The following is a 15,751-nucleotide window of genomic DNA, read 5'->3' as shown; positions in this document are numbered from 1 at the left end:
ATATCTACTCCAATCCAGCTAGGTTAAGTACTGTTTCTAATGAGGGCAAAGCGCTCCGTCCACCTATGCCCTGTGTATTGAGAGCAGACACAGCAGATGCAAAAATGGCAGCAGACTCTAATTGTTTATAGTCTAAAGATCGTAATATATCTATAGGCTTTATAGATTCATCATTCGATGCATTTACTTGGCGAATCGACGCAGCAAGTTTCGATAAGAATGCACCATGAAAACTATCCCCTGCACCAGTCGTATCTACTACATTATCTTGTGGAAATGGTTGACATCGATATGCCGTTCCATCAGGCCATACAAAATAACTGCCATTTGCTCCATCGGTAACGCCTGCTATTAAAGCACCTCTATCATGAATGACACGACAAGCCTCTTCTAAATTAGTAGTCCCTGTATATTTTTCCGCATAGTCGCGAGCCACAATAACGACATGGGACGATTCGCTAATAGGTTTCATATCATCATCGTATCGTTGAGCACCACCATCTAAGGAAATTATAGTTCCACAGGAATTGGCTAACTCAATAGCCGTGCGCATCAATCGACGATGGCGTCCATTAATATGTAATATGGCTGACTGTTCTATTAATTCCCTATATGCTTCACAAAACTCTGGCTCAGACGCCGTAGAGCGTTCAAAAAATACAGCTCGTTCCCCTGTTGCGGCTTTTACAAGAATCGTTGCAGTTCCGCTCTTAGCATTTGCAGCAACTTGGATAGTCTCTGTATTGACATTGTATTTATGAAAGTCCTCTAAAATATAGCGTCCAACCATATCATCGCCGATACGGTCAATCATGACCGTGCTCGATCCATATTTACCTGCTGTAGCTAGTGCAGTCGCCACCGGTCCGCCTCCATCTGTCGTAGAGGATATGACTTGTTGCACCTCACGTCCTGCGGGAAAATGATGAACTACGATAAATCGATCGAGGGTACTAGCTCCAATGCCAACTATATCTATCATTTCATTAAGAAATGTATTCATACAAACCTCCTAATACCTTGTATAACTATATTTACAGAATACATTTCTACAAACAAAAAGTAAACCCTAAACCACACTATATTCCTACTAAACTAAGTAATCTAGTGTAAAGAATATATCGTAATCTAGGGTTTTAATACTAAGATAAAACGTACCTGTCAATGTTTGTAGTTATTTATATGAGAGGTTGTTAAGGATAATTAGGACATCATACGTTCCATCATGTATTCAATTTCATCAGCACTCAAATTATACATGGCTTGTATCATGCGGTTAGCTGATTCACCAGAAGCACCACTCTTAGCAATTTCCTCTTTTGCTTTTGCGATAAGCGCTTCTTTACGTTGTACCTCTGTATCTTCATCTGTTGGTACAGAAATATTAGCCTTACCTTGACCAATACCACGCACCTCTTGATTTGGATTTTCTTTTGATGTTGTTTTCGTATCTTGAGCAGCTACAGATTCTAAGGCAAAGGAGTTTTTACCAGTCATAATATATTCCATCGCCTCCAAAGTGCTTTGTGTAATATTAACCGTCCAGAATTCACCAGCTGCCGTTAATTTATATAACAAACCATTATAAGTAACTAGCCCACGTTCTTCCCATAACTTATATAGCCAATGCAATTCACCTAAACGTGAATCCATAGCCACTAGTGTATTGATATTTAAATAACCTTGTTCTAACTGACTTACAACTTGATTGACAAATGGTTGTAAATCACTTTGCTTCATAAGTGCCATAAATGGTTTTTCACCGCGACTTACCATATCTTCATATGGTTTCAGAGCGCGATGTAACATCATACCATAACAATCCACATTGCCGCCGGCACCACTGCCAAATGGGAACATCGGTACACCCGCTTTAGCCAACATATTATATAAACTACGTTCACGATTATTGGCGCTCCAGTGTGCAGAACTCAATCTACGATAGGCACGAGCCTCTAAGTAAGTGCGACCAAATTCAAACATTTCACCTTGCATAGCAGTTGTCGCAGCTGGCGGCACCTTACCACTAACAATATCACGATTCAGATCACTACCGTCGAATACATTCAATTGATACAAATCAGCCCCATCAACGCCAGAGCTGACTAAATCGGCTAAATCTTGCTCCCAAACATCCATCGTTTGACCTGGTAATCCAAAGATTAAGTCGATAACAACGGAGCATTGACCATAGGACTTTAAGGTCGCTAAACGCTCCAATACAGTCTCTTTTGTATCTAATCGTCCTACCATTTGGCGTACCTTAGTATTAAATGACTGAACACCGATGGACATACGGTTAACTCCATTACTCATCCATACTTCAAGATTCTCTGGGATTAAATCATGGATACGACCTTCTAATGTAAGCTCATAGTCATTAGCTAATGGTAAATATTCCTTAATCGCTTTTAATAAACGCTCTGAATTTGCTGGAGATAAAGAGGTCGGTGTACCACCACCAATAAATACAGCGTGGATAAGCCCCTCCTTTAAGCGTGGGCTTTCACTAGCCAACTTAAGTTCGCCAATTAATCCATCAATATATTGGTCTTCAATATTCTGACTTGTACCATTTTGAAAGAATCCACAGTACGTGCATTTTGTCTTGCAGAATGGAATATGTATATAAGCACACTGCATTTGCCCCTTCTTAGGTGTACCACTCATTACAGTGTTCCATACGGCTTGCGATTCCTTCGGTGAAATTAAAGTCCCATTAAGGCCAGCATGAACAACGCGTTTATGAGGAAAAGCGCCACTCATAGGATTGTCACATTCCAATCCTAATTGCAAATTTCTTTGTTTTTCTGGAATCGATTCAAAAAAGCTTGCTAAACTCATACGTTTCCCCTTTCACCCATTAGCCTTGCAACTTTGCAAGCACAGATTTAGCAAACTCTTTCGCATTTGCAAAATCCTGTTCATCAGGATGTGTTTCTGCGGCTTTATGCAATGCATCCCGTTCAGGACTTTGACCATGTGCCGATCCTGGTGGGAACATTTTATACATCATCTCGATAACCTTAGGATCGATTTTACCTTGGCATACAAAACCATCTACAAGAGATTCTTGATTAGGTAATAATGTAGCTGCTTTTTCAATACTTTCACGAGCATGATCAGAATCAGCATACATACCTAATGTAGCAAAGAATATTACATGTTTATTAGTAAGCGTTTCAATCAACTTAGCCGCTTCTTTATTAGCTGTGCCTCGATCCACCCAAAAACCTACAAATACAGTGTCGTAATCCACTAAATTAGCAGGTGTCTCTTTTATCGGTACACAAGGTGTACCCTCTGGCATAACAGAGGCAATCGCCTCCGCTACGCTTTTTGTATTTCCTGTGAGGGAAGAATATAAAATAATAGTACTCATAGTAATCTCCTTACATTATGTCTAATTAATCATCGTCATCTGTGCCTTCAGATAGGTCAAATCGCACAGGAACAGTTACTGGTTGTACACCACCTGTTGGATTTGAATATGGTAATGCACGGCTTACGGCAGCCATAGCTTCTTCTCTCAACAATGGATCATCACCTGAGCTAACATATTGTTCAACTGCATTACCATCTGTATCAATACGTACAAATACGTAAATTGTTTCATGAACCTCTCTATGTTGACGAATATATTGTTGAGGAATTACCTTGTGATTGTTTACAGCGTTATAAAATCCTAGCTCATCAAAAGCAACATGGGCTCTACCATATCCATTGCCAGAACCTTTGCCCGTACCTGATCCTTCACCTTCGCCTTCACCATCGCCAACACCAGTTCCTATTCCAGTGCCATAACCTCCACCTTCGCCACCACCAGAACCTGCTCCATTACCAGAACCTCCGCTTTCAGCAGATATATCTGATTTATTTTCACTACCCTTGCTTGGGACATCTACCGCATCAGGAATATCCGTCGCTGTAGATGGTTCTACATTCGCTACTACAGCCTTTGTCCTTGCCGACATTTCATCTGCAGACAATGGCTTTGGAAATAGAGATGATCTATCACCGCCGCCACCACCAGCGTGACCACTACCGCCATCATCGAGCACACTTTGGGTGAGATCGACTTCATAGGTTTCTTGCTCTTGAATAGCCGGAACAACTACGAAAAAAATAACGGTAATAAAGAGAATAATTAGATGAACTACGGCGGATATTATGGCTGCTTTTTTCCATGATATGCCTAATCCCATAGTTATCCTTTCTGTTCTGCTGCAATAGCTAAGCGTTTAATGCCCGCTTGTTTAAGCATGTCCATAATCGCTACTACTTGTCCATGTGCTGAACGTTTATCCGCTTGCAATATAACACTAGCATTTGGGTTTTGTGCAATTCGTTCTTTTACCATTACTTCTGCTGCATCAATGCTCATTGAAACATTATCAATCGTAATATGACCTTCGGCATCTAAAGTAAGCACCACCGGTAATTGAGCAGGTACAGATGCTGTTGTAGCCTGTGGCAACTGTACAGATAATGCCTTTTGAGCAACAGTTTGTAAGCTATTCATCATGAAAAATACCAATAAGAAAAATATGATATCAATCATAGGGATAATCATGAATTCAGGCTTAGATTTCATACGAAAACTTTGTAGATTCATAGTTATTTCCACCCTTCTCGTTTTGCGGTAATAATATTAACGCACATATTTTCTATTTGATTGATAATAGAATCCAAACGATGACTAAAGAATGTATACACGATAAAGGCTATGATTGCTACACATAAGCCAGATGCCGTTGCGATGAGGGCTTCCCCTACACCACCAGTAATGGCAGATGCACCAGCACCAGAATCAAGGATACTAAAGGAACCAATCATACCTGTTACAGTACCAAGTAGACCCAACAATGGAGAAATTGTAACGGTTGCACTTAAGTAGTCCATATATTTTCTGAAACCTACTGCATCAACCCCCATTTGATCAGAGAATGCCGTTTTCATACCTTCTTCAGTGTCACCATTTGCCAAACCAGCTTCAGCAATACGACTTGCAATGGATGGGTTTTCTTTAATTATCTTTTTAATTTCATCCCATTTTTGTAATTTTGCATACTCATTAACCGCATGGGTCACTAAATAGGTTTTTCCTGCATATTTACGATAGTAGAAAGCGCGTTCTACAGCGATAGCAATGACCATAAGAGACAAGAATAATAATGGATACATTACATACCCGCCACTATGAAATAAGTGAATGACATAATTTAGATTTTCCATATTAATAAACCTTTCTATCTGTTTACAGACTGCACATTAGAACCTATAGGTGCCTTGAATTCTTGCATAATCGCCTAACTTAAAGCTTTCACTACCATATAAAGTATCTCGTTTATTTGTGCCCTTCGCATCAAATGTATAGAAGGCTTCAAGGAGTAAATCCTTGCGCGGTACATATCCAGCACCGAATGTAAAGCTACGAATACCATCGAGGTAACGATCTGGTACAGCACCTGTACCATTACCACCGAGGAATGAGCCGTGAGCAAAATATTTATAATCGATGAATGCATTCCAGGATTTAGGAACATCTAGATCCGAACGACCAATATCAAGTCGTGCCATCCAGAAGTGTGGTGTACCACCCATTTGATGTCCTTTAATAGTGAAGTCTGCAGTTCCACGTTCATGATCATATACCGTATTACCATTCATGTAGCGACCAAACTTCGATCTGTTTTGACCATAATCTAAAGTAAATACTGCACTTTCACCGATTTGATATTTAGCGCCAATGCCAAATACATTTGCTATATTAGAGAAGCTTTGTTCATCATTGCCATTACCATTAGCATTTAAGAATGTACGTTTACTACCATTAAAGGAGCGTAAGTACCATGCTTGTAAGCCAAGACGATTTCCAATTTGCTTTTTCACTTGGACAAAGGCTGCCGTTTCAATAGGTGGAATTGTATCTTTTTCAAGAACAACACCTTCTGTTTCAATAATATTACCAATAATTTTACCGATGGCTTCACGAGGTAACTTATTTTCACCTTCTGCATCATGTACAACTTTTTCTAAATTATATAGATAGTTAAACATTGCAGGAGTCATGCCCCAACCATATTCTGATCCACCAGCGCCCCAGTCGCTAGAGGACAATGTAAAGTTCTTCTTATAAATATCATCTTTAGCGTTATAATCGCTAAATACATAGCTTCCGCTATCATATTTATAAGTCTTAGCACCTAGGAACCCAGTAAATTCATAATTATTTGCCGGTTGTCCGAAATAATCATACGATTGTTTAAACGTGCCGTCAGCTTGTTTAACCCAAACAACATCAAGCTCGCTATGATTATAGTTACTCCAGTTATCTGTAGCATTATATTTTGCAATAGCGGCAACAGCCTCGTTAATTTCCGCACTATGATTATCCATATACTCTTTTGGATTTAGTAGAGCCTCTTTATTATCGCTAGATATGATAAGCCCTTTTGCTTGCTCTTTTAAAGATTCAGGGTACAAGGAAGATGTCACATTGTACATTAAATCACCAGTCTTATAAAGTTTCTCCCCTGTCTGCTTATTAGTAATCTCATACATTGCATAACCACCAGAAGGTATAGCAAGAGAGAATTGTTTCTCAGCCATATCTGAAGGATATGCTTTGGTAAGAATATCTTGTAATCGACTCATGATTTGGGCTTGTTTTTGTTGAGTCTCTGCTAATTTAGTGTTAGCTTTTTCAATGTCTTGATCCCGATTTGGATTACTCCAATTTAAATTTAATGTTGCTTTATAAGCATCATATTCATCTTGTAACTCTTTAAGTTGTTGATAGAAATAAATGCTATCAGTCTTACCTTTATAAGTGGACTCATAAATACCCGTAGGACTATCTGGTGCTGCAGCATCTTTCGAACCCTTTGCCTCTCCATCAGAGCCTGCTTTAGTTGCATTATTGATATCATACGGATAATCATCGCGGTTAATACCAATTAATTCCGCTGCAGTTGGCGGTCTACTAATCGCTTTATGCACCACATGTGTATACGCAGAGTCACTAATACCAGTATTGTGTTTAAAGTTCCCTACCCCAACACGTACTTGTGTATCATTACCAGTCCATACAACACGAGCTCCATCATAGGATTGACCGAACCAATAACCGCTTACACCCATAGGTTCATTCAAGCGTCCTACAGAAATATCCCATTTTTTAACATGTCTAGTAAGATTAACCGTATCAAGACGTTGATGATTAAATCCTTTCGACTCAGATTTAGTCCAACTTGTATCGACACCGCTCATACCAGTCATGCTACCGATAACAGAGAGATTAGTGAACGGATTAAGACGAGCGTCAAAGCCAAGACGGATACGCTGTTCAAAACTATGACGATTGGCATCGTACAAATTCACTTTTGCAGAACCGATAGCTGAGTTTGCACGGAATGGAGATTGTGGACGATTTGTACCATCGTGAGACATCCAGCGTGCACGATAATCACCGATAAATGTGACACCACGTTCCTTCGTTGTATCAAAATCAGGACGAACAAAATCTGTTAGTTTAATAACGTCAGATACATTTTGTACTTCGGTTTCATTACTAGATGCACCATTCGTTCCACCACCATTTACATGAGCCCCTTGATTAGCATCTTTGCCAGTTGGCGAAGTCTTAGCATCGCCACCGCCAAATTTAAGGTTCACGCCGATACGATATACACGTTCTTGTGTTGCTCTATCATCATCTCGATGATTAAAGATATTATTAATACCAAAATACATCATCGCATTCTTATTAAATCGTTTTTGGACCATCAAGTTCCAAATGCCAAATGTTTTCTTTTGGTAAACTTGCTTTTTATATACGCCTGCATCACCGGATAAAATATCTGGCCAGTAGTTGCCACCATTGTTTAATGTATTACTATCAAGCATATTAATGTAATAATCGCCCCAGATGGAACCATTCCAACCAGTTTTTGGATTATCATAGGTAACACCAATATCTACCTTGTGTACTGGTTTATCCAATAATTGACGAGGCATAGTTGGATCGCTCTTATTAATGGCATGTAAATAGGTATATCCTAATTTACCAGACCAGTATTTACCAAACTTTTGTTGAACTTCGGCTTGAAGGCCTGTAATTTCAGCCATACCGATATTCTTAAAGCTGTAAATCATATCCGGAGCCCGTTGGTATTTTGCATCACCTTTCAAGTATGGTGCAAAATCTTGGAATTCACCAGTAAAGTAAACCGACATATAGTTTTTAATGCGGTTATGGAAAACACCCACACGAGCATAGGTATTTTTATTTTCACCTTCTAAGCTCATATCAATATTGAATGATTTTTCAGGTTTTAAATTAGGATTACCTGCCCAATACCAACCGAGCTTTGCAACACCAATACCTACCGGATTAGATGCATACATTTCCCAATTATACCATAATTCGCCCATACCAGGTTCAGTATAACCAGTACCAACATTGGCCTTAAATCGACGATGAGGATTGCCTTTCACATTATATGTCATCCCCATTGAAACGGATAAATTAGAACCAAACAAGCTACTATTATCTAGTCGGATGATAGGAACAAATGTAAGGTTCTTATTCACTTGCCAAGTATCAGAGATATAGGCATTCATCTTGCGAATCGTACCAGAACCAGTAGTCAGTCGTTGATCTCGATTTCGGTACTCTTCTAAAAATGCTTTACCATTTAATTTAGGTGCTTTTTTACGCATTTCAGGATCACTAGACTCACCGTATTTAAAGTAGTCACCTACGATATTGGATCGAGTTGCTGCCATCTCTGGATTTTCAGCTTCTAATCGGGCTTTTAATGCATTATAGCGGCTTCTAAACTCTTCAGTAATCGGTAGATTATTTGGTGCCGTACTAGACCAAGAGCTAATCGCCCCTTGTGACAAACCATAATTTACATAATCATCATATGTAATCCCAGGTTTCTGAGTGTCTGTTTCTGCACCGTAATATTCATAATCCATATCCCATTGAGGCATTCCATTACTAGATTTAATAAATTTATAGTCATGAATATGAGAATATACCCTAACGCTGTTATCGCCCTTACGTCTTACAAGACGGTCTAACTTATCTACGAGTAGACTCTTATCGTATTCCCAAGGATCAATATACATGGTACTCGTATTTGGAGAACTCTTTAATCGGCTACCAGAACCTTCTTCACGAGCATAGCTTACACCATAGCTAAGACGGTGTTTATTATTAAGCTGTGTATTTGCATTAAGACGAAGATTCAGCTGCCTATGGTCAATATTATCAATATATCTTAACTCATTAGAACCTTCATAAGAGGAGCGACCAGTGTAGTTAATAAGTGCTACATCATCCTCTTTAATACGTGAGTAATTAGTTTCTATAGTCCAATCACTTTTACCTACTTTTGCATTCCAAGCCAAGTTTATCGTATTACGTCCTGCAGTACGTTTGAAATGTTGTTGTGGTTCTAAATCGGAGTCAGAGTGTTTAATATCACGCACAAGATCTTCCGTATATCGGTTAACACGCATTTCAAATTTATTGTTCTTATTCGCTTCATAGGTTGCTACAAGTCCAATATCGGAGGCATCACCAAAATAGCGAAGCACATTCGGTTTAAAATTATGTTTAAAATAATCGAATGCCATCCCCGATGCCCTACGATTAACAGATGCAAGAACAGGCATTAAATCGCGTTTACTACCAGATAAACCAACCTTTAATTTACCCATCTGCCCCGAATCAGCTCGAATATAAAAGTTTTGGAATGGGAATATATCGCCATCACTTTTACGGCGCATCCCTTCTGCATTCAATTGCAATGTTGGTGTTTTAAGAGCCTTCTTAGTGATGATATTAACAACACCGCCAACAGCATCTGAGCCGTACTTAGCACTGGCAGCACCTTGAATGACCTCAATGCGTTCCACATTTTCAGCGCCTAATCGTTGTACTTCATCTGCTGCACCAGAATATTTATCAAAATCACCCAGTACTGGTTGTCCATCTACAAGAATCAATGTATGACGCGCTTCAGCACCACGAATGGATACGCCAACACGGCCCATAGCATCTACGGTTCTAGAGACACCTGTTTGAGTAAATATAATATCTTCGACAGACTTCGCCTGTTTTTTCTCAATCTCTTTTTTAGTAATGATTTGCACTTGCTGTGGATTTAATTTTCCTTCTTCTTCTGCCCATGTACCTTTGACATGAACAACATCTGTAGTGACAGTCGCATTATCTGCCCAAACCACTAAAGGCGCACTAAGCCACAAGGCAACTGCACTAGACAAAATTATGCTACGCTTTGTATGTCCCCACCGGGTCATTGTGCCCTCCTAAATTTCTAACTAAACATATGACTTGTATCTCCCACACAAAATTAAAAAGATACACTTCACCAACATATAATGACATTGAATATCATTCACATTTTAATGTTAGCAAAGTGTATCTTGCATATCTACTCCGAATAGACCAAAAATATACGTTTTGGACAAATCGGACTATTTTTTAGAATTTATACGTCATTTGGAAACGAGTATAATTCCCAAGTTTGAAGTTTTCAGATCCATATAATGTGTCTCGTTTATTGATCCCTTTTGCATCAAATGTATAGAATGCTTGTAAAAGTAGATCTTTAGTTGGTACATAGCCCCCACCAAATGTAAAGCTCTTAATGCCATCTAAATAACGATCAGGTACAGCTTCGGTGCCATTTCCGCCGAAGAAGGAACCATGTCCGAAGTACTTATAATCCACATAAGCATTCCAAGAACCTGGTTTATTCATATCTACACGACCTACATCGAATCGCAATGCCCAGAAATGAGGTGTCCCACCTACATCGCGACCTTTAATATCGAATTGAGATGAACCAGCCTTATGTTCATAATGAGTATTGCCATTCATGAAGCGACCATAGTCACTACGGTTTTGACCATAGTCGAAGGAAATGCTTGCATTATGATTTAATTGATACTTAGCACCTACACCAAATACATTAGCCACATTGTTAAACTCATGTGCTTCTGTAGCATTACCATTCGCCGTATAGAAACGATAGTCGCTACCACCAAAGGAGCGTAAGTACCAAGCAGCTAAACCAAGGCGAGGCGTTACCATATGTTTAACTTGAACATAGGCAGCTTTATCAATTGGTGGTACTGTATCTTGTTGTAATACAACACCTGTCGTTGGGATAACATTACCTGTGTATTTACCTAATGCTTCTCTAGGCAATCTACTATACCCATCAGCCTTTTCAAGAAGACGAGTCAAACCATTGAAATAGGACGCTAGTAATTGTGGATAATGATCGCTATTTTTTACGTTAATAACATTAGATAAGCCATAATCTTTAACATCAACAGAGTTAACTTTATAAATATTATTTTCTAGTCCATCAAAAGCATTATCTTCGAAGCTAATTGTATAGGTAGCATCTTTGTTAAAGATAAGGGTTGCACGTTCTTGAGCCGTTTTACGATACGCGGCCTCAATAGCAGCTTTATTTTTATTGTACCAATTAGTTAAGAATGTTTTACCATTATCCGCTAATACAGAAGTATCACTTAATTTAACTTCAAATAGTGGATCATTTTCAGTTAAACCAATTTTACCTGCAGTAATCTTAGTATTGATTGTGCCTTCATCAGGAACCCATTGTTCAGTGTCCTCATCGTAACGCTTATCTTTATAAACGAACTTAACATTGACTTCTGGCATTTCAAGCAATACTTTTTGCCTATCTGCATCAGCACCATAAGCTTTTACCACGATTTCTTGCATACGACGAACTACATCAAACTGAGCATCTCTCAATGATTCACGCTCTTTTGCAACGCGTGCCTCAACATCTGGCAATTGAGTTTGTAGTTTTGCAAGATCTGCTTTTAATGGAGCTAATTGATCAGCTGGTAACTCATCAATAAACTCTTTCCACCAGATATCGGAATTAAGATCATCAATTTTTTGTTTCAATGCCTTAACTTCGCCTTCTAAGGCACCTTCTTTATCACGCAATGCCTTCAATTGTTGGTAGAAATTAATAGTATTCCCTGCGTTTGGTACGATGAGTTCCTTATTGGCACCGTCCGAATCCATAGTAACACCTAAGAATTCCTCCACCGTTGGAACCCGTTTAAAATGCGTATAAATAGCATGAGTATAAGCACTGTCGCTAATTCCCGTACTATGTTTAAAGGTCCCCACACCGATACGGACTTGAGTATTCTTATTCGTCCAAACACTACGAAGGCCGTCATATTCTTTATTAAACCAATAACCTGTAACCCCCATAGATTCAGTAATACGACCAACACTTTGATCCCATTTAGAACCGTGATGTGTTACATCTAGTTCTTCGAGACGTTGATGATCAAAACCTTTAGAGCCTTCTGTTTCATGACTGCTATCTACACCAGCTTGGCCAGAAGCACTACCCACAACACGTACATTCGTATTATCGTTAATACGAGCATCGACACCGACACGTATACGTTGATTCAAGCCATGTTCCTTGCGATCCGCCAGATTCTTTGCGGCCTCGTCGGATACGTAACTTGTAGTCGTCACTCGCGTAGCAGGACGATCGGATCCGAGATGACTGTCATTACGTACACGATAATCACCTACAAGTTCCATACCTCGTTTTCTGTCTGTATCGAAAGGACGCGTAATAAAATCCTGCAGCATAACCGGAGGTAACGATTCAAACTGCTCCTTCGTAAGTTTCGTTTTACTTTCACCTGAACCGAAACCGAATTTCATATTTAATCCGATACGATATACTCGAGCCGATAAAGCCCGATCATCATCACGATGATTAAAGAGATTATCAATACCGAAATAGATTCGCGAATCCTTATCAATCTTCTTTTGAATCATCAAATTCCATATGCCGTAAGTTTTATGTTCATACATATCGGCGGTTTTTCTATTATTCAAATTATATCTGATAACGGAACGATCGGAATTATTAGGATCAATATAAGATACCATATAATTACCGCCACCAGACAAGGAGTTACTATCCAGCATATGAATATAATAATCGCCCCACAGACTACCGCTCCATCCGCTAGCCTTATCCTCAAAATCCACACCGATATCCACTTTATGACGAGGTTTATCCAGTAATTCACGAGGCATATCTTTATCGCTCTTATTAAGCGCTCGTAAATACGTATATCCCAAACGTGCCTTCCAGTGCTTATTCAAAGTTTGTTTAACTTCAAATTGAAGTCCCGTAATTTGGGCCTTGCCGATATTACGGAAACTGTAAATCATATCTGGTGCATGAGCAAATTTCGCCGCTCCATATGTGGTAGATTCAACATACTGAGGATAAAAATCCATCAAATATCCCGTATTGTAAATCGACATATAATTCCGAATATTATTATGGAATACGGTTACTTTACCATAGGTATTTTTATTTTCCCCTTCCAAAGAGAGGTCGAAATTCATGGATTTCTCTGGTTTAAGGTTCGGATTTCCGACCCAATACCAACCTAATCGGGCTTCACCGCCACCGATTGTGGCATTTGTAATATTCGGACCATACATTTCCCAGTTATAATACAGCTCGCCCATACCAGGTTCCGTATAACTGGTACCCACATTAGCCTTTAATCTGCGGTGTACATTTCCATGTACATTATGAGTCATGCCGAAATTAAACGACCAGTTGGAGCCAAATAAATCACTATGATCCAGCCTTATAATTGGTGATAAAGTAGTATTTTTATTAACCTGCCACGTATCCTGAATAAAGAAATTCTGTTTCTTGATCTCCGCACGTCCTGCGGTCTGTTGATTAACGCGTTTTAAATACTCTTCTTTAAAATAAGCTCCGTTTAATTTCAACTTCGTAGAATCAAAATCCGGTACGGCACCATAGTAAAAGCTCGGTAAATATGCATCATAAAGTGCTGGATAATACTTACCGTTTTCATCTTTTCGGCCCTCCTTATTAAAATGATAGTCTTCAATAAATTCTTTATTCTCCGCTAATAAACGTTTAGCAAACTGCTGATATCGCGCATAAGCTTCAGGATTCCGTTTTTTCAGCGTACGCTCTGTCACGGGACCGTCCACAAGCCCCATTGCGGCCGCTGAATCAATTCCCGCCTGGGGATCCACATATTGAAGATATTCTTCGTAAGTAAATTCCGGCAATGTATTTGGCTTGCTTTTATCTCCGTTATACCATTCTTTCTCCTTATTCCACTGCTCTACACCGGCCTCGTTTTTTCTGAAAGAATGGTCATAAATTGTGGATGAAGGAACACCGTTTTTTACCGCCAGACTTTTATCGTAATCCCAGGGATCGATATGCCGTTTATAAGTATGAGGCGCATTTTTTAGTCTGCTACCTTCGCCTGTCTCCCGTATAAACCCCATGCCATAAGACAAGAGATGTTTCTTATTGACTTGTGTATCTGCCCCGAGTGTTATGCTCCATTGACGATGATCTACATTATCCACATAGTTTAATGTATTTTTTCCTTCATAGGTACTGTTCCCATAGTCACTAGTTAATGTTACATCATCTTCTTTGGTCCGCGTATAATTCAGTTCCGCTTTCCACGAACTCTTATTGTCCTGACCAGTATACGTCAAATTAAGATTATTCCTATCTAAATCCCGTTTGTAATGAACCTGGGGTTCCAAATAAGAAGTACTGCGCTTTACATATCGTTCCAAGTCTTCATTATACCTATCGATACGGACTCCCAAAGACTGTTTATCATTAATATCATACGTAGCGGCCAAACCTATATTGGAATTTGTACCGTAATATCGTAGGGAATTCTTTAAAAACCCGTGGTCTTCATCATTGGTCATAGCGCTGATACGACGCCGCTCGCTAGCATAAATAGGCATAATATCACGTTTACTACCGTGAATATTAACTTTTAACTTACCTAATAAGCCAGAATCAGCGCGCATAAAGAAATTGGAAAACGGTACGATATCACCGTCGCCTTTAGTTCTACGACCTTCCGCATTAAACTGAAGGCCAGCGGTCTTACGCGGTTTATTGGTAATAACATTGATAACACCACCGATGGCGTCGGATCCGTATTTAGCACTGGCTGCACCTTGAATAATTTCTATACGTTCCACATTTTCTGTACCGAGACGCTGTAATTCATCACCGGCGCCTTGATATTTGGCAAGGTCGCCCATCACAGGCTGTCCATCCACAAGAATCAAGGTATGACGCGGATCCGCACCACGGATAGATACACCGACGCGCCCCATCGAATCAACGGTTCTGGATACACCAGTTTCGGAAAATACAATATCTTCTACGGATTTTGCCTGCTTTTTGACAATATCCTTCTTCGTAATAATCGTCGTCTGTTGAGACTCTTGTTTTGCCTGCTCTTCAGCCCATGTACCGCGAACATGAACCACATCGGTTGTTACAGTCGCATTATCCGCCATAACTACCGGCATTTGCAACCAGCACGCTACTGCGCAGGATAGTATAACATATCTCCTTGCCCGCACCCAACTCCTATTCATTAAATTTCCTCCAGACATATATTTAACCATGCATATAAAAATACACTTTACCACCACAACTAAATGATATTGAAAATCATTTACATATTTAATGGTAGCAAAGTGTATTATACATATCTACTCCGAATAGACCAAAAACATACGTTTCGGACAATATTTAATTTTCATAGACTATCAAACCTAGCCTAAAGCACAAAATTTCTA

Annotated in this window: 8 protein-coding genes; all 8 read right to left on the bottom strand. The window is 39.4% G+C overall.

The genetic code is table 11. The annotated features are described in order from the left end of the window. Positions 1–4: 4 nt before the first annotated feature. Entirely contained in the window at positions 5–1,003 is a 999-nt protein-coding gene (locus EO120_RS06690) for a carbohydrate kinase family protein (protein WP_127134713.1), read from the bottom strand. A gap of 200 nt (positions 1,004–1,203) precedes the next feature. Then, a complete protein-coding gene (gene hutW, locus EO120_RS06685) occupies positions 1,204–2,844 on the bottom strand; it encodes a heme anaerobic degradation radical SAM methyltransferase ChuW/HutW (RefSeq protein ID WP_127134712.1) in 1,641 nt (546 codons plus the stop codon). Positions 2,845–2,863: 19 nt separating this feature from the next. Beyond that, positions 2,864–3,382, bottom strand: coding sequence for a flavodoxin family protein (locus EO120_RS06680; protein WP_127134711.1), 519 nt, complete (start codon positions 3,380–3,382; stop codon positions 2,864–2,866). Between the two features lie 25 nt (positions 3,383–3,407). Beyond that, positions 3,408–4,205 carry an energy transducer TonB gene (locus EO120_RS06675; RefSeq protein ID WP_127134710.1) on the bottom strand — a complete coding sequence of 266 codons (798 nt, stop codon included), beginning with the start codon at positions 4,203–4,205 and terminating at the stop codon, positions 3,408–3,410. A gap of 2 nt (positions 4,206–4,207) precedes the next feature. Further along, positions 4,208–4,615 (bottom strand): ExbD/TolR family protein, encoded by a 408-nt coding sequence (locus EO120_RS06670; protein ID WP_127134709.1) that lies wholly within the window; start codon positions 4,613–4,615, stop codon positions 4,208–4,210. A 2-nt stretch (positions 4,616–4,617) separates the two neighbouring features. Continuing rightward, a complete protein-coding gene (locus EO120_RS06665; protein ID WP_127134708.1) occupies positions 4,618–5,235 on the bottom strand; it encodes a MotA/TolQ/ExbB proton channel family protein in 618 nt (205 codons plus the stop codon). Positions 5,236–5,271: 36 nt separating this feature from the next. Further along, positions 5,272–10,338 (bottom strand): TonB-dependent receptor plug domain-containing protein, encoded by a 5,067-nt coding sequence (locus EO120_RS06660; protein WP_127134707.1) that lies wholly within the window; start codon positions 10,336–10,338, stop codon positions 5,272–5,274. Between the two features lie 184 nt (positions 10,339–10,522). Continuing rightward, positions 10,523–15,547 (bottom strand): TonB-dependent receptor domain-containing protein, encoded by a 5,025-nt coding sequence (locus EO120_RS06655; RefSeq protein WP_164725730.1) that lies wholly within the window; start codon positions 15,545–15,547, stop codon positions 10,523–10,525. Positions 15,548–15,751: the final 204 nt, after the last annotated feature.

Origin of the sequence: Veillonella caviae (assembly GCF_003992125.1) — a bacterium.
Taxonomy (GTDB): Bacteria; Bacillota; Negativicutes; order Veillonellales; family Veillonellaceae; genus Veillonella; species Veillonella caviae.
The sequence above is the reverse complement of the archived record's forward strand: the minus strand, read 5'-3'. Positions and strand labels throughout refer to the sequence as shown.